Genomic DNA, 16,971 nt, shown 5'->3' with positions numbered 1-16,971 from the left:
GCGCGAGCCGGCTGGCCGCCGCGCCCGGCGCGGGCGTCGCCGCGCCGGCGCCGGACGCGGAGCGGGTGTGGCGGGCGCCGTTCGCGGTCGACCTGGGGTTGACGGTGGCGCCGCACCGGCGCGGGCTACGGGATCCGGCGTTCCACACCGACCCCGACGGCACGGTCTGGCGCGCCTCGTTCACTCCGGAGGGGCCGGGCACGATCCGGCTGCGGCAGCGCGGTGACGGGTGCGAGCCGGGGAGCGTCGTCGAGGCCACCGCGTGGGGGCCGGGCGCGGAGTGGCTGCTGGAGGGGGTTCCCGACCTGCTGGGGGCGGGGGACGTCCCCGAGGAGTTCGAGCCCCGGGACCCGGTCCTCCGGGAGGCGGTGCGGCGCTGCCCCGGGCTGCGCATCGGCCGGTCGGGCCGGGTCTTCGAGGCGCTGGCCCCGGCGGTGCTGGAGCAGAAGGTCCTGACCGCCGAGGCGTGGCGGGCCTGGCGGTACCTGGTGCGCCGGTTCGGCCGTCCCGCGCCCGGCGTCCCGTGGCTGCGGGTGCCGCCGCCGCCGGAGACGTGGATCAGGATCCCGTCGTGGGAGTGGCACCGGTCGGGCGCCGAGGCGGTCCGGGCGCGGACCATCATCGGCGCCGCGCGGGTGGCGGCCCGGCTGGAGGCCCTGCCGGCCGGCGGCGGGACGGCCGCCGATCCCCGGCTGCGGTCGCTGCCGGGGATCGGGGAGTGGACGTCGGCGGAGATCCGGCAGCGGGCCGCGGGCGACGCCGACGCCGTCTCCGTCGGGGACTACCACCTGCCGGGGCTCGTGGGCTGGTCCCTGGCCGGGGGGAAGGTCGACGACGCCGGGATGCTGGAGCTGCTGGCCCCGTACGCGGGTCACCGGCACCGGGTCACCCGGCTGCTGGAACTGACCGGCGCCGCTCCGCCGCGACGGGGCCCCCGCCTTCCCGTCCGGGATTACCGGGGTTTCTGAGCCGGTCGGAGCGGGGACGGCGGCGCAGCCAGAAGTGGTGCGGCCTCCAGTCGAGGCCGTCACGGGAGTCGGCGCCGGCCAGCGGGCCGAGGACGGCGAGGGCGATGAGGGCGAGCGCGATCCACATGGGTCCGTGTCCTTCGGGTGGAGGGGAGGGGTGGCGGTCGCGCCCTGGCCAGGGACTGGGTGGTTCTCCGCGGTGCCTCCATTCTCGCCCGGCGCATCTTTCAGGTCCAGCGACTGTTTCTGCAGGGTTCGTGTAAGAATCCCTTCACAATGATGGATTTGGGCCGGTTGCGGGTGCTACGCGAACTGGAGCTGCGCGGCACCGTCGGCGCGGTCGCCGAGGCCCTCGGCTACTCGCCGTCCGCGGTGTCCCAGCAGCTCGCGCAGCTGCAGCGGGAGACGGGCGTGCCGCTGGTGGAACGGGTCGGGCGCAGGCTGCGGCTGACGGCGGCGGGCGAGGTGCTGGCGGGGCACGCCGAGGCGCTGCTCGCCCAGGCGCAGCGGGCGCGGGAGGAGACGCTGGCGGCCAGCGGCCGGGTCGCGGGCGTGGTGCGGCTCGTCGGCTTCCAGACGGCGCTGCTGCACGTCCTGGCCCCGGCGCTGCCCGGGCTGGCCGAGCGCTATCCCGAGCTGGCCCTGGAGATCACCGACGAGGAGTTCCACCGCGTCCTGATGGCGCTGGTCCGCGCCGAGATCGACGTGGTGCTGACGGACGAGTACACGCACCTGCCCCGTCCGCACCGCCCCGGACTGGCCGCCGAGGTGCTGATCACCGAGCCGATCCGGATCGCGCTGCCGGCCGGCGACCGGCACGCCGCCGGCGGGGGACCGGTGCGCGTCGCGGACCTGGCCGGCCACCCGTGGGTGACCGGGCACGTCGGCACGAACGTGGCCGACCTGCTGGAGCGCACGTGCGTGGAGCTGGGCGGCTTCCGGCCGGAGATCCGGTTCCGCTCCAACGACTTCCTGGTGGTCTTCGCGATGGTGGCGCGGGCGGGCGCCGCCTGCCTCGTCCCCGACCTGGCGATGGCCGAGCGGCAGGAGGGCGTCGTGGTCCGCGACATCGCCGAGGCCCGGGTGCTGCGCCGCATGGTGATGTGGACGCGGGCGGGCGCGGACGTGCGTCCCTCGGTGGGCGCGGTGCTGGACGCGCTGCGCTCGTCCGCGGACGAGCTGGCCGCGCGCCGTCCCTCGATCGTGCGAGGCGTCCCGGACGGGGAATAGAACCGCCCGGGTGGAAGCTGTGGACGGACGGCGCGTACTGTCCGGAATGCGGGAAAGGTAGGGGCCCCCACCCCTCTTCTTTCTATGACGCTTGGCATAGAGTGCGATGTCATGGACGCCATGGACAGCAGCGTGACCCCGAGCGGGCTCCGGCGGGCCCTCGCCCGGGCGCGTGATGGCAAGACCCTGGACCTCGACGAGGCCACCACCCTGCTGCACGCCCGCGGCGCGCAGCTCGACGAGCTTCTCACCTACGCCGCGCGCACCCGGGACGCCGGGCTGGAGGCCGCCGGGCGGCCCGGCGTCATCACCTACAGCCGCAAGGTCTTCATCCCGCTCACCCGGCTGTGCCGCGACCGGTGCGGCTACTGCACCTTCGCCACCGTGCCGCACCGGCTGGACTCGCCGTTCCTGAGCCCGGACGAGGTGCTGGAGATCGCCCGCCAGGGCGCGGCCATGGGCTGCAAGGAGGCGCTGTTCACCCTTGGCGACCGGCCCGAGGACCGCTGGAAACCGGCCCGGGAGTGGCTGGACGCGCACGGCTACGACGACACGCTCTCCTACGTGCGCGCGATGGCCGTCCGGGTGCTGGAGGAGACCGGGCTCCTCCCGCACCTCAACCCCGGGGTGCTGGGCTGGCGCGACTTCCAGCGCCTCAAGCCCGTGTCGCCCTCGATGGGGATGATGCTGGAGACCACCGCGACCAGGCTGTTCAGCGAGAAGGGCGGGCCGCACTTCGGCTCGCCCGACAAGGACCCGGCGGTGCGGCTGCGGGTGCTGGAGGACGCGGGCCGCACCAACGTCCCGTTCACCACCGGCATCCTCATCGGCATCGGCGAGACCGTCCGGGAGCGCGCCGACGCGATCTTCGCGATCCGGAAGACGATGCGGGAGTACGGGGCGATCCAGGAGGTCATCGTCCAGAACTTCCGCGCCAAGCCCGACACCAAGATGCGCGACACCCCCGACGCCGAGCTGGCGGAGCTGGCGGCGACGATCGCGGTGACCCGGCTGGTGCTCGGCCCGAAGGCGCGCGTCCAGGCGCCGCCCAACCTGGTGGACGACCAGTACGCCATGATGCTGCGGGCCGGGATCGACGACTGGGGCGGGGTGTCGCCGCTCACCCCCGACCACGTCAACCCCGAGCGCCCGTGGCCGCAGATCGACGAGCTGGCCGCCCGCACCGCCGAGCAGGGCTTCACCCTCCGCGAGCGGCTCACCATCTACCCCGAGTACGTCACGCGGGGCGAGCCGTGGCTGGACCCGCGCCTCGCCGCCCACGTCGCCGCCCTCGCCGACCCGGCCACCGGCCTGGCCCGCGAGGACGCCGTCCTCGAAGGCCGCCCGTGGCAGGAGCCCGACGGCGGCTTCGACGCGTTCGGCGGCACCGGCCGCACCGACCTGCACGTCGAGATCGACACCACCGGCCGCACCGGCGACCGCCGCGAGGACTTCGACTCGGTCTACGGCGACTGGGACGCCGTCCGCGACCGCATCGGCGCCCCCCGCCGCTTCGACGCCGATGTCAAGGCGGCCCTCGCGCACGCCGAGCGCGACCCCGGCGGGCTGTCGGACGACCAGGCCCTCGCCCTGCTGCACGCCGACGGCCCCGAACTGGACGCCCTGGCCAAGCTGGCCGACGACCTGCGCCGCGACACGGTCGGCGACGAGGTCACCTACGTCGTCACCCGCAACATCAACTTCACCAACGTCTGCTACACCGGCTGCCGGTTCTGCGCGTTCGCCCAGCGCCGCACCGACGCCGACGCCTACACCCTGTCCCTCTCCCAGGTCGGCGACCGGGTGGACGAGGCGTGGGCGGCCGGCGCCACCGAGATCTGCATGCAGGGCGGCATCCACCCCGACCTGCCCGGCACCGCCTACTTCGACCTCGCCCGCGAGGTCAAGAAGCGCGCCCCGGGGATCCACCTGCACTCCTACAGTCCGATGGAGGTCGTCAACGGCGCCGGCCGCACCGACCTGTCCATCCGCGAGTGGCTCCAGGCCGCCAGGGAGGCGGGCGTGGACTCGCTGCCCGGCACCGCCGCCGAGATCCTCGACGACGACGTCCGCTGGGTGCTGACCAAGGGCAAGCTGCCCGCCGACCAGTGGGTCGAGGTCGTCACCACCGCGCACGAGCTGGGCATCCCGACCACGTCCACGATGATGTACGGGCACGTCGACACCCCCGAGCACTGGGTGGGGCACCTCAGGCTGCTGCGCTCCATCCAGGAGCGGACCGGCGGGTTCACCGAGTTCGTGCTGCTGCCGTTCGTGCACCACAACTCGCCGATCTACCTCGCCGGGCTGGCCCGGCCCGGGCCGACCGTCCGGGAGAACGTGGCCGTGCACGCCCTGGCCCGGATCATGCTGCACGGCGCCATCCACAACATCCAGACCTCCTGGGTGAAGCTGGGCGACGAGCTGTGCACCCGGGTCCTGCGCGGCGGCGTCAACGACCTCGGCGGGACGCTGATGGAGGAGACGATCAGCCGGATGGCGGGGTCGGAGAACGGCTCCTTCAAGACGATCAGCTCGCTGGAGGAGATCGCGGCGGCGGCCGGGCGGCCGGCGCGGCAGCGGACCACCACCTACGGGGAGGTGCCCGCCGAGCGGATCGAGGCGGCCCGCCGCACCGACGGGGTCGGCCATTTCGGAAAGGGCGGCGGCGGCCGGGCGGGCCTGCCGCTCGTCGGCACCTGAGCACCGCCGAGTACGGCCTGAAGTGAGGGTCGGGCGGCGCCTTTCGGCGCCGCCCGACCGCGTTTTAGTAACGTGCTGACGAATTCCTTCGCATGCCGGTAATGATCTGACAGGAAGAGGCCCCGGACGGAAATACCCGCCCATTGATTACGGCGCGTTCAGCGGACCTCGATGAAGGCGTCCGGGGCGCGCGGCGGGCGCTGCCGCGGCGGCGCGGCGGCGTGCCCGACGCCCACGGCGCCCATCGGGTCCCACGCGTCCGGCAGGCCGAGCACGTCCCGGACCACCTCGCGGCAGAACATCGTGCTGGACACCCAGCACGAGCCCAGCCCCTCCACCGCCAGCGCGACCAGCAGGTTCTGCACCCCGGCGCCGGTGGCGACCACGAACATCTCGCGCTCGGCCGCCGCCCGCCGGGCGTCGGGGTAGTCGTGCGAGCCGTCCATGACCAGGCACGGGACCACCAGGTACGGGGCGCGGCGCAGCACCTCGCCGCGCCGCAGCCGCCGGGCGACCGACTCCTCGGAGAACCCGTCGCGGCGCAGGTCGGCCTCCCAGGCGTCGCGCATCGCGTCCAGCAGCCGGGTCCGCGACTCCGCCGACTCCAGCAGCACGAACCGCCACGGGGTGGTGTGGTGCGGCGCGGGCGCGGTGATCGCGGCGGCGACGGCCCGGCGGACCGCCTCCGGGTCGACCGGCTCGGCGGTGAACTCGCGGATCGTCCGGCGCGCGTGCAGCACCTCGGCCGAGCCGAACCGGAACATGTCCTCGTCGGGCGGCCGCACCAGCTCGCGCGCGCCCGGCCCGTCGTCCTCGGTGACCAGCGCGCCCAGCCCGCGCACCACCGCGACCGGGACCCCGTCCAGCTTGCCCTTGACCAGCTCGGCCGCCGCGGCGATCTCGTCGGCGACGGCGGTGACCGTCGCCTCCAGGCGGTTGCCGTACGTGTCGTCCTGGCCCCGGAAGTCGTGCAGCGGGGCCAGCCCGGCCGCGCCGATCGCCGCGTCGATCAGCCCCATCCGCCAGGGCCGCCCGAGGGTGTCGGAGACCAGCACCGCGACGTTCAGGCCGAGGTGCTCGCGCAGCGCGGCGCGGATCCGGCGGGCCGAGGCGTCGGAGTCCTCGGGCAGCAGCAGCACGGTGCCCGGCTTGGTGTTGGACGCGTCCACCCCGGCGGCGGCCAGGACCAGGCCCTGCCGGGTCTCCACGATCCGCGTCTCGCCGCGCGCGTGCGTCCGGCGGGCCACCACCCGCACGGTCTCGGCGTCGATCGCCTTCTCCCGGTCGTCGGCGACCAGGACACGGCCCTCCGCCTTGCTGACGATCTTGGAGGTGACGACCAGGACGTCGCCGTCCGCCAGCGTCCCGGCGGGCGCCGCGTCCGCGACCAGCGCCGCGATGTCGGCGCCCTCGGTCACCTCGGGCAGCCCGGGGATCCCGAAGATCCGCAGGCCGTCGGGTCCGACGGGGGAGTTCGACTCGCTCATGCCCTGCCCTTCACCGCTCACGCGAGCTCCTGGGCCAGGTCGAGGGCCGCGCGCGCGATCGCGGCCGTGGCGTCGGCATCGCTCATCAGCAGCGGCCTGGCCCGCACCGCGATCCCCTCCGGGCCCTTGTCCGCGACGTCCGCGTCGGCCTCGTCGACCAGCCAGCCGTCCAGCAGATCGGCGCCGTAGTGCGCGGCCACCGCGCGGGCGCTGGTCTCCACCCCGATCGCGGTCAGGCACGCGTCCGCCATGCCCCGCACCGGCGCGCCCCCGATGATCGGCGACACCCCCACCACGGTCTTGGCGGCGACCGCCTCCCTGATGCCGGGGACCGCCAGGATCGTGCCGATGCTCACCACCGGGTTGGACGGCGGAAACAGCACCGCGTCGGCCTCCTCCAGCGCCTCCAGCACGCCCGGCGCGGGCTTGGCGTCCTCCGCCCCGACCGCGGCGATCGACCGCGCCGGGAGCGAGGCGCGCAGCCGCACCCACCACTCCTGGAAGTGGATCGCGCGCCGCCCGCGCTCCGGATCGTCCACCACCACGTGCGTCTCGACCTGGTCGTCGGTCATCGGGATCAGCCGCACGCCCGGCTTCCACCGGTCGCACAGCGCCTCGGTCACCGCCGACAGCGGGTAGCCCGCCTCCAGCATCTGCGTCCGGACGATGTGCGTCGCGAAGTCGCGGTCGCCCAGCCCGAACCAGTTCGGCCCCACGCCGTAGGCGAGCAGCTCCTCCTTCACCGTGAAGGTCTCGGCCGCCCGGCCCCAGCCCTGCTCCTCGTTGATGCCGCCGCCCAGGGTGTACATCACCGTGTCCAGGTCGGGGCATACGCGCAGGCCGAACAGGGAGATGTCGTCCCCGGTGTTGCCGATCACGGTGATGTCCGCGTCCGGGCGGGCCCGCCGCAGCCCGCGCAGGAACCGGGCCCCGCCGATGCCCCCGGCCAACGTAACGATCTTCATGCTGTGCATCCGTTTCGACTCGCGCCGTGTTGCCCGTTCAGCCTATGGGGTGCCGCGACCTGCGCCCGGCGGAGTGCCTCGGACGGTAGACCGCCCGTGGCAGGGGGAAGAGACTAGGAGGGACGGGGTGTGCGAAGCTTTGCGCACCGAATCCGAATGTCTGCCACGGGAGAGATGACGCCGTGAACAAGGAAGCCGTCCACCGCCTGCGGGAACCGGCCGCCTGGGTATTGCTCGCCTCGGCGGGGGTGCAATTGTTCGCCGGCATCATCGCCCTGTTCGCCGGCGGCGGCGCCGAGTCCCCCGGGTTCAAGTACCGCGCGTACATCGAGATCACCGGGGGCTTCTTCACCCAGGTCGCGGTGATCGGCCTGCTCGCGCTGGCGGTGGCGCTGGTCGCGCTCGGCCCGGCGCCGACCAAGCAGGCCCGCAACATCGTCATGGGGGCGCTGGGCGTCCTCGGCGGCATCGCGCTGTTCGGCGTCATCTGCTGGCTTGGCTCGCTGCTCGTCGACTCCGCGTACGCGGGCGGCGGGATGAAGCTGGCGGTCTTCCTGTCCGGCGCGGGACGGCTCGCCGTCATCGGCGTCGCCGGCTGGTTCGTCTTCACGGTCTTCCAGGCGCTGCAGCCCGCGCGGCCGCAGCCGCAGGCACAGGCGCCCGCGGGCGGCTACCCCGACTTCGGCTACCAGCAGGGCCAGCAGCAGTTCGGCCAGCCGCACGAGCAGCAGCAGTTCGGCCAGCCCCAGGCCCAGCCCCAGGCCCAGCCGCAGGGCCAGCAGCAGTTCGGGCAGCCCCAGGAGCAGCAGCAGTTCGGCCAGCCCCAGCAGCCGTACCAGCAGCAGGGCTACCAGCAGGCCCCGCAGCAGACCCCGCAGCAGGGCTACGGCCAGCAGTTCGGCCAGCCGCAGGCCCCGCAGCCCCAGCAGCCTCCCCAGGACTACCAGGCGCCCCAGCCCGGCCAGACCCAGCCCGCGCCGCCGCAGTACGGCCAGGGCGGCTACCAGCAGCCCGGCGGCGAGGAGGAGGTCGGCGACTGGACCCGCGCGTACGGCGGCTCGGGTTCCGCCGACCAGGGCCACGGGCAGCCCGGCGGGTCCAAGGGCGAGCAGCGCGACGAGGGCGGCGACTGGTACCGGGACAACCGCCCGCCCCAGTGATCTTCGACGCGTGATCTTCGGCGCGTTCCACCACCGACCGGCCCGATGATCGCTCACACGCATGTTCCCGGCGTTTAACTGATCTCCGGTCAAAGCCGCTCTCGCCCAAACCGCGAATAACCATCCTTGCCCCCCTGGAAACCCGTTCCGCTTGACGGAGTGGGCGCTACACGCGTGTAATTTCGTGGGTGTAGTTCTATGCCTTCTCGGGGGATGGAGCTGAGGGAAGGCATTGACCAGGGGGCTCCACGGGCTAGGAGGTGCGCTGTGAGCGAGGTAGTGATCCCGCTGGCGCACGGCACAGACGGTGACGAAGAGTTGGGCTGGCAGGAGCGCGCACTGTGCGCGCAGACGGACCCGGAGGCTTTCTTTCCGGAGAAGGGCGGCTCCACTCGCGAGGCCAAGAAGGTGTGCCGCGCATGCGAGGTAAGGGCGGAGTGCCTGGAGTACGCGCTCCAGCACGACGAACGTTTCGGCATCTGGGGCGGTCTTTCCGAACGGGAGCGCCGCAAGCTGAAGCGTCAGGCCGTCTGACGCGAACGGCGCCCGCGCCGGGGATCTGGGGGGATCCAGGGCGCGCGGGGGCCGCCGCGCGTACAGTTGTCAGCCGTGCCGGCCGGATTGGCCGGCACGGCTGACGTTTTCCGACCCACCAGGAACCCACACGAACCCCACAGATCGAGCGGACCCTTGTCGCCCACACTCGATCGCCACGTCGTCACGGCGGTCCTCGTCGCCCACGACGGCGCGCGATGGCTCCCCGAGACGCTGAAGGCGCTGCTGACCCAGACCCGGCCCGTGCAACGCCTGGTCACCGCCGACACCGGAAGCCTGGACCGCGGCACCGCCGTGCTCACCGAGGTCGTCGGCGCCGGCAACATGGTCACCCTGCCCCGCACCACCGGCTACGGCGAGGCCGTCGCGGAGGCGCTGCGCCACCCGGCCGCGTCGCTGCCCGTGCCGCCGCCCGACGACCTGCCCGACGAGGGCCGCACCGAGTGGGTCTGGCTGCTGCACGACGACTCCGCGCCCGCCCAGGACGCCCTGGCGCAGCTGCTGCGGGTCGCCGACTCCGACCCCAACGCCGCCGTCCTCGGCCCCAAGCTCCGCGACTGGAACGACCGGCGGACGCTGCGCGAGCTCGGCGTGGCCATGGACGGCGCCGGCCGCCGCGAGACCGGCCTGGACCGGCACGAGTTCGACCAGGGCCAGCACGACGGCGTCCGCGACGTGATGGCGGTCTCCAGCGCGGGCATGCTGGTGCGCCGCGACGTGTGGGAGCGGCTCGGCGGCTTCGACGTCGAGTTCGGCCTCTTCCGCGACGACATCGACTTCTGCTGGCGGGCGCACGCCGCCGGGCACCGGGTGGTCGTGGTCAGCGACGCGGTGCTGCACCACGCCGAGGCGTCCTGGCGCGGCGTCCGCGAGATCGGGATGACCGCCGAGTCCCGGCGCCGCCGCGACCGCCGCAACGCCCTCTACGCGCTGCTGGCCAACCTGCCGCTGCCCGCGATGCTGCGCGCCCTGCTGCGCAACATCTGGACGACCCTCACCCGGGTCCTGTTCCTGCTGGCCGTCAAGCGTCCCGAGGCCGCCCGCGACGAACTGGCCGCGCTCGGCGGCGTGCTGCGGCACCCGGGGCGCCTGCGGCGCGCCCGCGCGGCCCGCGCGGAGGGCCGCAAGCGCGTCCACCGGAGCATGCGGCGCTTCCAGCCGCGCCGGGTCGCGCTGCGCCGCTTCGTGGAGGCCGCCGCCGGCGGCGTCGCGGCCCGCGGCGGCCGCCGCCACGACGTCGACGACGAGCCGCCCCGCGACGAGGGCCCGGGCCTGGTCCGGCGGATCCTGGCCCGCCCCGGCGTCATCGTCGTGCTCGCGCTGGCCGCGGTGGCCGTGGCCGCCGAACGCTCGCTGCTCACGGCGGCCGGGCGGCTGGGCGGCGGCGCGCTGGTCCCCGCCTGGGGCGGCGCGAGCGACCTGTGGGCCCAGTACCTCGCGGGCTGGCATCCGGTCGGGCTCGGCTCCGACGCGGGAAGCCCGCCGTACGTGGCCGTCCTGGCGGCGCTGTCCACGCTGCTGCTCGGCAAGCCGTGGCTGGTGGTGACGATCCTGCTGCTGGGCAGCGTGCCGCTGGCCGGGCTGACCGCCTACCACGCCTCCCGGACCCTGGTGGCGGCGCCGGCCCGCACCGGCCGCCGCGCCGTCGCGCACGGCCCGCGCGTCCCCGTCTGGGCGGTGCGGATGTGGTTCGCCGCCGTGTACGCGCTGCTGCCCGCGGCCACCGGCGCCATCGCCGGCGGCCGCCTCGGCACCGCCGTGGTGATCGTGCTGCTGCCGCTGATCGCCGTGCAGACCGCCCGGATGCTCGGGCTGCCGCGCTCGGCCGCCCGCCGGGCCGGTCTCCGCGCCGCCCGAGGCCGCCCCGACCCGCGCCGCGCCGGGCGCGCGGCCTGGACGGTCGCGCTGCTCCTCACGATCGCGATGGCCTTCGTCCCGCTGATCTGGCTGCTCGCCCTGATCACGGGCGTGGTCACCTGGAACCTGTTCGGCGGCACGGCCGGGGCGGGCGGGCGCCTGGCCGGCGGGCGGGCCCGCCGCCACCTGGCCATCGCGCTGGCCGTCCCGCCGCTGCTGCTCCTGCCCTGGACGCTGGGCCTGATCCTGCACCCGTCCCGGTTCCTGCTGGAGGCGGGCCTGCACACCCCGGTCACCCCGGTCGCCACCGCCCGCGACCTGCTGGCGCTGGACCCCGGCGGCCCCGGCACCCCGGCGCGCTGGACGTTGTACGGGCTGCTGCTGGTCGCGCTGTGCGCGCTGCCGCTGCGCAGCCGCCGCACCACCGTGCTGGCCGGCTGGATGCTGGCGATCTTCGGGCTGCTGGCCGCGATCCTGACCGGCATGGCCACAGTCACCAAGGGCGCCGACGAGGCCGCCGTGTGGCCGGGCGTGACGCTGGCCGTCGCCGGCGCCGGGGTGCTGCTGGCCGCCACCGCCGCGGTGCAGCGCGCCGTGGACGTGCTCGCCGGGCGGCACCTGACCTACCGGGTCGCCGGGGCCCTGGTGGTGCTGGCCGCGCTGACCGCTCCCGCGCTGGCCGCGTTCGGCTGGATCGCCGGGGGCGCCGCCGGGCCGCTCGGGCGCACCGACCCCGACGCCGTGCCCGCGTTCGTGAACGGCTCCGCGGGGGAACGCACCCTGGTCGTGCGCCGCGAACCCACCGGCCGGGTCGCCTACACGGTCCTGCGCGGCGTCGAGCCGATGCTGGGCGAGTCCGAGACCCCCGTGAACGACGAGGCGCGCCGCCGGATGGACGACCTGGTCGCCGGGCTGGCCGGAGGGCGGGCGGGCGGCGGCCGGGCGCTGACCCGGATGGGCGTCCAGTACGTCCTGGTGCCGCGGCCGGCGCGCGACGACCTGACCCGTGTCCTGGACGCCACCCCGGAGCTGTCGCGGCTGAGCCGCACCGACTCCTTCGGGGTGTGGCGGCTGCCGGCCCCGGCCGGGCGCCTGATGCTGCTGGACGGCCAGAACGCCACGCCGCTCGACACCGGCCCCGGTGGGACCGACGTCAGCGTCCGGATCCCCGCGGGCAGGACCGAGCGCACCCTGCTGCTGGCCGAGCCCGCCGACGGCGGCTGGCGCGCGGCCCTGGACGGCCGCGAGGTCCGGTCCCGGACCCTGGACGGCTGGGCGCAGGCGTACCGGATCCCGGCCGCCGGAGGGCAGTTCGAGCTCACGCGCGGCATGTGGACGCGGCACGGCTGGGTGACCGTCCAGGCGGCGGCGGTGCTGCTGGTCATCGTCCTCGCCCTCCCCGGGGCGCGTCCCGAGGCGCTGGACGCGGCGGCGACCAGGGCCGGCGGCCACGGCCGCGTCCGCGGGCGCAGAGCCCGCGTCGCCGCCGGGGGCCTGGCCCGCCGAGCCGCTGCCGGGGCGGAACGCCGCACCGGCGCCCTGCGCGCCCGCATCCGCCACACCGGCGATACCTCTCCCGAAAGCACCCCTGACGCGCCCGCCGATGACCCCACGCCGGAACCCGTCACGGTGAACGGCACGCCGGACGACCCGGCGGACGCCCCGGCGGCCGGGCCGGTGGTCCGGAAGGACGCGGCCACGGTGCCGGAGGAGCGCCCGTGAACCTGGACCGGATCGTCCGCCTGCTCGGGCTGCGCTATGCCACCGCCGCCCTCGTGCTGCTCGCACTGGCCGCGCTGTACGGCGCGGCGTCCCTCTCCCGTCCCGCCGACCGGGCCACGGCCGCCGACACCGGCCGGGCCGACCCCGTCCGATCCGCGGTGTCGGTCTGCCCGGGCCGGGAGGGCACTCGGCTGACCCTGCAGAGCGCCAAGACCGCCCGTACGGGTGGACGCGCCGACGTCGTCCAGGCCCCCGACGGCTCCGGGATCGGCTCGCTCACCACTCCCGGTGGCGGCTGGAGCAAGGACCTGGCCCAGTCCAAGGACTCCTACACCGTGTGGGCCCACGGCGCCATGGCGGCCGGTCTGGAGGCCGAGCAGACCACCCACTGGCCCGGGGGCAAGGACAGGGGCCTGGCGGGGCTGCGCTGCGCCCGTCCAGGCACCGACCTGTGGTTCCTGGGGCCCGGGCCCGTCGCCGCCGAGAGCGTCCAACTGCACCTCACCAACGTCGACGCCCAGCCCGCGACCGTCGACGTCACGGCCCTCTCCGGCGAAGGCCCCCTCGACACCGCCGACGGGCGCGGCACTCCCGTGCCGCCGTACAGCACCAAGGTCGTGACCGTCGGCGAGTCCGCCGAGGGGCTCGGCGACATCGTGAAGACCGCCGCCGACCTCGGGCTGCGGGTGCGGGCCACCACCGGCCGGGTCGCCGCCTCCCTGCGGGTGCGGATCGCCGAGGGCAAGGGCATCGAATGGGTGCCGCTCTCACCCGCGCCGGGCACCTCGCTGATCGTCCCCGGCGTGCCGGGCGGCGAGGGGCGGCGGCGGCTGCTGGTCGCCGTCCCCGACCAGGAGGACGCCACCGTCAAGGTCCAGGTCATCACCCAGAACGGCGCGTTCGCACCCCAGGGCCAGGACACCGTCGACGCCCCGGCAGGCACCGTCACCGCCGTCGACCTCGACCGCGCCCTCGGCGGCAAGCCCGCCGCCGTGCGGCTGCGCTCCGACCGCCCGATCCTGGCCGGGTACGCCGCCGAGCGCGGCGCCGACGTCGCCTACGGCACCGCCACCCCCGCGCTGGAGGGCGAGGGCTTCGGCGTGGTGTCCGACAACCGGTTCGACTCCACGATCTCGCTCACCGCCCCGCACGGCGCCGCCGCCGTACGGATCACCCCGATCGGCCCGCAGGGCCCCGGCACGCCGCAGGACGTCGCCGTGCCGTCCGACCGCACCGTGGAAGTGGCCCTCAAGGCGCCCAGCGGCGGCGAGAAGGGCTACGGCGCGCTGATCCAACCCAGGCCAGGATCGGGGCCCGTCCACGCCGCACGGATCCAATCGACGGGCAAGGACGAGGACCTGCTCCTCACAGCCCTGCCGATCACGCCCGCCCTCACCGCGCTGCGGCTGCCGTCGGTGGGCGACGGCCAGGGCGCGCTCCTCCCATAAAGGGATCAGTAACACTCTGAGGGGGCGCCCCCTCGGACTCCCCGGCAAGAGCGGACTGACCGTCACCCTCCACTCCGCCGGCGCTCCGCTCCGGGTGCCGGTCAGTCGTCGGGGGAGTCGTAGCTGGGATCCACCGACTCGGGCGACAGGCCCAGCAGATCGGCGATCTCCTCCACCAGCAGGTCGCGGATCAGGCGGCCGGTCTCGCGCTCCCCGGCGGCCCGCGCCTCCACCGGACGGCGGAAGATCACGATGCGCACCGGGCGGCCCCCGGTGCCGGGCCGGGTCTGGCCTAGGGGCACCGGCCCGTCGAACCAGGGCTCGACCGGCGGGACCTCCTCGACCGCGAACTCGACCCTGGCCAGCTCGCGCCCCCAACGCCGGCCGAGCCGGCGGACCTCGTCGCGGACGAGGTCGTCGAAGCGCTCCGCCCGGGTGCGGGAGACCGGCGCCTGCGGGGGCGTCAGAGGACCACGGAGGCCACGACCGTGCCGGTCGCGGCGTCGTACGCCTGCCACACGGGATCGCACGCCGTCCACATTACCCCGCCCGGCCCGTCCCGCGACCGGGCCGCGCCGGTGAGGTGCCGGCGACCCAGCGCGGCCCCCGCGGCACGGAATGTGATCCTTCCAAAGGAATTAGGCCGGTAACGGCGACACGTGCACGCGGGTGGTGGCGGACTCGGCGGCAGCGGGGTACGGTCGGCCATCGTGAGCCCCGTCCGCATCTGCTCCCGCACCGCCTGCAAGGCGACCGCAGTCTTCACGCTCACGTACGTCTACCGCGACTCGACGGCGGTCCTGGGGCCGCTCGCGACCTATGCCGAGCCGCACTGCTACGACCTGTGCGCGGAGCATTCCGAGCGGCTCACCGCCCCCATGGGCTGGGAGCTGGTGAGGCTCCCGGTCGAGGAGGAGACCGAGCCGAGCGCGGACGACCTGGAGGCCCTCGCCGACGCCGTCCGCGAGGCCGCCAGGCCCGCTCCCGGCGGCCCGGAGCCCGTGGGCCAGGGCACCGAGGTGGGCCGCCGCGGCCATCTGCGGGTGCTCCGCTCCGAGCCCGCGGGGACGCAGCCCGGCCAGGAGTGACCCTCTCCGCGCGCCCGCGGCCCGCCTTCTGCGAAGATATCCACAGCCCCCGGTGCGCGGCCCGGCCTGCCTCTGGTCCCGGTAGGCTCTGGGCTTCGCAGCTTCGCACGGCGTCCGCGATGACAAGGGAGCAGGAGTGGGCGACCTCGCCAAGATCTTCAAGGCGTACGACATCCGCGGCGTGGTGCCGGATGAGCTCGACGAGGAGACCGCCGAGGCGATCGGCGCCGCCTTCGTCCGGGTGACCGGGGCCACCGCCGTCGTCACCGCCCACGACATGCGGGCCTCCTCGGGCCCGCTGGCGGCGGCGTTCGCGCGCGGCGCCACCGGCCAGGGCGCCGACGTGGTGGAGGCCGGGCTCGGCTCCACCGACATGCTCTACTACGCCAGCGGCGTGCTCGACCTGCCGGGGGCGATGTTCACCGCCAGCCACAACCCGGCCCGCTACAACGGCCTCAAGCTGTGCCGCTCGGGGGCCAGGCCGATCGGCCGCGACACCGGCCTCACCGAGATCCGCGAGCTCGTCGAGCGGGGCGTCCCCGCCCACGACGGCGCGCCCGGCACCCTCTCCCAGCGCGACCTCCTCAAGGGGTACGCCGACCACCTCAAGACCCTGGTCGACCTGTCGGGCATCCGCCCGCTCAAGGTGGTCGTGGACGCGGGCAACGGCATGGGCGGCCACACCGTCCCGGTGGTGTTCGAGGGCCTCCCGGTCGACCTGGTGCCGCTGTACTTCGAGCTGGACGGCACCTTCCCCAACCACGAGGCCAACCCGATCGAGCCCGAGAACCTGCGCGACCTGCAGGCCAAGGTGCGCGAGACCGGCGCCGACATCGGCCTGGCCTTCGACGGCGACGCCGACCGCTGCTTCGCGGTGGACGAGCGCGGCGAGATCGTGTCCCCGTCGGCGATCACGGCGCTGGTGGCGGTGCGGGAGCTGGCCAAGCACCCCGGCTCCTCGATCGTGCACAACCTGATCACGTCCCGTGCGGTGCCGGAGATCGTCACCGAGCACGGCGGCGCGCCGGTCCGCACCCGGGTGGGGCACTCGTTCATCAAGCAGACGATGGCCGAGACCGGCGCGGTGTTCGGCGGCGAGCACTCCGCCCACTTCTACTTCCGCGACTTCTGGTTCGCCGACTCGGGGATGCTGGCCGCGCTGCACGTGCTGGCCGCCCTCGGCGGGCAGGACCGGCCGCTGTCGGAGCTGCTGGCCGAGTACGTCCGGTACGCCGCCTCCGGCGAGATCAACAGCGAGGTGGCCGACCAGGACGCCTCGATCGCGCAGGTCCGCGCCGCCTTCGAGGGGCGGCCCGGGGTGAGCGTCGACGAGCTCGACGGCATGACCGTGAGCACCGGCGACTGGTGGTTCAACCTGCGGCCCTCCAACACCGAGCCGCTGCTGCGCCTCAACGCGGAGGCCGCCGACGAGCAGACCGTGGACGGGATCCGCGACGAGGTCCTGGCCATCGTGAGGGGGAAGTGAGCATGAAGCTGGACGGCTGGCTGCTGGAGATCCTGGCCTGCCCCAACTGCGGCGGCGAGCTGCGCGCCGAGGACGCCGACTCCGAGCTGGTCTGCACCGGCTCGTGCGGCTACGCCTACCCGGTGCGCGACGACATCCCCGTCCTCTTGGTCGACGAGGCCCGGACCCCGGCCCCGTGAGGGAGCCGCAGGGGCGCCGCACCGCCTGGACTGAGGAGCCTGCGACGAGGGAAGGCGGTGCGTCGGGGCGTCCCGGAGGCGACCGGGGAGCACGGTGGGAGCCGCAGGGGCGCCGCACCGCCT

Annotated in this window: 13 protein-coding genes; 10 read left to right on the top strand and 3 right to left on the bottom strand. The window is 74.9% G+C overall.

The features are described 5' to 3' along the window. Nucleotides 1–65: 65 nt before the first annotated feature. The 3 genes from ACFPZN_RS53275 (at nucleotide 66) to ACFPZN_RS53265 (ending at nucleotide 4,901) form a co-directional block, all read left to right on the top strand. Nucleotides 66–968, top strand: coding sequence for a DNA-3-methyladenine glycosylase family protein (locus tag ACFPZN_RS53275; protein ID WP_378292539.1), 903 nt, complete (start codon nucleotides 66–68; stop codon nucleotides 966–968). A 276-nt stretch (nucleotides 969–1,244) separates the two neighbouring features. Beyond that, entirely contained in the window at nucleotides 1,245–2,198 is a 954-nt protein-coding gene (locus ACFPZN_RS53270) for a LysR family transcriptional regulator (protein ID WP_378292532.1), read from the top strand. 120 nt (nucleotides 2,199–2,318) lie between these two features. Beyond that, nucleotides 2,319–4,901 (top strand): bifunctional FO biosynthesis protein CofGH, encoded by a 2,583-nt coding sequence (locus ACFPZN_RS53265; RefSeq protein ID WP_378292537.1) that lies wholly within the window; start codon nucleotides 2,319–2,321, stop codon nucleotides 4,899–4,901. A 158-nt stretch (nucleotides 4,902–5,059) separates the two neighbouring features. Here ACFPZN_RS53265 and ACFPZN_RS53260 read toward each other — a convergent pair whose 3' ends face one another. Continuing rightward, nucleotides 5,060–6,388 carry a coenzyme F420-0:L-glutamate ligase gene (locus tag ACFPZN_RS53260; protein WP_378292535.1) on the bottom strand — a complete coding sequence of 443 codons (1,329 nt, stop codon included), beginning with the start codon at nucleotides 6,386–6,388 and terminating at the stop codon, nucleotides 5,060–5,062. Between the two features lie 17 nt (nucleotides 6,389–6,405). Further along, nucleotides 6,406–7,353, bottom strand: a complete 948-nt coding sequence (cofD, locus tag ACFPZN_RS53255) for a 2-phospho-L-lactate transferase (protein WP_378292530.1) — start codon at nucleotides 7,351–7,353, stop codon at nucleotides 6,406–6,408. A 182-nt stretch (nucleotides 7,354–7,535) separates the two neighbouring features. Here cofD and ACFPZN_RS53250 point away from each other — a divergent pair, with 182 nt between their 5' ends. The 4 genes from ACFPZN_RS53250 to ACFPZN_RS53235 all read left to right on the top strand — a co-directional run bounded on the left by ACFPZN_RS53250 (nucleotide 7,536) and on the right by ACFPZN_RS53235 (nucleotide 14,095). Continuing rightward, nucleotides 7,536–8,513: a hypothetical protein gene (locus ACFPZN_RS53250; protein ID WP_378292528.1), complete on the top strand. Its 978-nt coding sequence runs from the start codon at nucleotides 7,536–7,538 to the stop codon at nucleotides 8,511–8,513. A 267-nt stretch (nucleotides 8,514–8,780) separates the two neighbouring features. Next, nucleotides 8,781–9,047 carry a WhiB family transcriptional regulator gene (locus ACFPZN_RS53245; protein ID WP_378292526.1) on the top strand — a complete coding sequence of 89 codons (267 nt, stop codon included), beginning with the start codon at nucleotides 8,781–8,783 and terminating at the stop codon, nucleotides 9,045–9,047. Nucleotides 9,048–9,203: 156 nt separating this feature from the next. Beyond that, nucleotides 9,204–12,647 carry a glycosyltransferase gene (locus ACFPZN_RS53240; RefSeq protein ID WP_378292524.1) on the top strand — a complete coding sequence of 1,148 codons (3,444 nt, stop codon included), beginning with the start codon at nucleotides 9,204–9,206 and terminating at the stop codon, nucleotides 12,645–12,647. After that, nucleotides 12,644–14,095, top strand: coding sequence for a DUF5719 family protein (locus ACFPZN_RS53235; RefSeq protein WP_378292522.1), 1,452 nt, complete (start codon nucleotides 12,644–12,646; stop codon nucleotides 14,093–14,095). Before ACFPZN_RS53240 ends, ACFPZN_RS53235 begins: the two co-directional genes overlap by 4 nt. Before the next feature lie 101 nt (nucleotides 14,096–14,196). On the opposite strand, the gene ACFPZN_RS53230 is transcribed toward ACFPZN_RS53235, so the two are convergent. Beyond that, on the bottom strand, nucleotides 14,197–14,625 hold the full coding sequence (locus ACFPZN_RS53230; RefSeq protein ID WP_378292520.1) for a metallopeptidase family protein: 429 nt from the start codon (nucleotides 14,623–14,625) through the stop codon (nucleotides 14,197–14,199). Nucleotides 14,626–14,805: 180 nt separating this feature from the next. Here ACFPZN_RS53230 and ACFPZN_RS53225 point away from each other — a divergent pair, with 180 nt between their 5' ends. The 3 genes from ACFPZN_RS53225 to ACFPZN_RS53215 all read left to right on the top strand — a co-directional run bounded on the left by ACFPZN_RS53225 (nucleotide 14,806) and on the right by ACFPZN_RS53215 (nucleotide 16,848). After that, the gene (locus tag ACFPZN_RS53225) at nucleotides 14,806–15,183 is read left to right on the top strand and encodes a DUF3499 domain-containing protein (RefSeq protein ID WP_378292518.1); all 378 of its coding nucleotides are present in this window, start codon (nucleotides 14,806–14,808) and stop codon (nucleotides 15,181–15,183) included. Nucleotides 15,184–15,319: 136 nt separating this feature from the next. Then, a complete protein-coding gene (locus ACFPZN_RS53220) occupies nucleotides 15,320–16,669 on the top strand; it encodes a phosphomannomutase/phosphoglucomutase (protein WP_378292516.1) in 1,350 nt (449 codons plus the stop codon). Continuing rightward, nucleotides 16,666–16,848: a Trm112 family protein gene (locus ACFPZN_RS53215; RefSeq protein WP_433485805.1), complete on the top strand. Its 183-nt coding sequence runs from the start codon at nucleotides 16,666–16,668 to the stop codon at nucleotides 16,846–16,848. Before ACFPZN_RS53220 ends, ACFPZN_RS53215 begins: the two co-directional genes overlap by 4 nt. The last annotated feature ends 123 nt before the right edge of the window (nucleotides 16,849–16,971 follow it).

Origin of the sequence: Actinomadura rugatobispora (assembly GCF_042656285.1) — a bacterium.
Classification (GTDB): Bacteria; Actinomycetota; Actinomycetes; order Streptosporangiales; family Streptosporangiaceae; genus Spirillospora; species Spirillospora rugatobispora.
Note: the sequence above shows the minus strand (reverse complement) of the source record. Positions and strands in the feature narration are given on the sequence as shown.

Coding starts and splice junctions, on each gene's coding strand:
- ACFPZN_RS53260 (WP_378292535.1), bottom strand. CDS start 6,388: ATGAGCGAGTCGAACTCCCCCGTCGGACCCGACGGCCTGCGGATCTTC.
- ACFPZN_RS53270 (WP_378292532.1), top strand. CDS start 1,245: ATGATGGATTTGGGCCGGTTGCGGGTGCTACGCGAACTGGAGCTGCGC.
- ACFPZN_RS53265 (WP_378292537.1), top strand. CDS start 2,319: ATGGACAGCAGCGTGACCCCGAGCGGGCTCCGGCGGGCCCTCGCCCGG.
- cofD (WP_378292530.1), bottom strand. CDS start 7,353: ATGAAGATCGTTACGTTGGCCGGGGGCATCGGCGGGGCCCGGTTCCTG.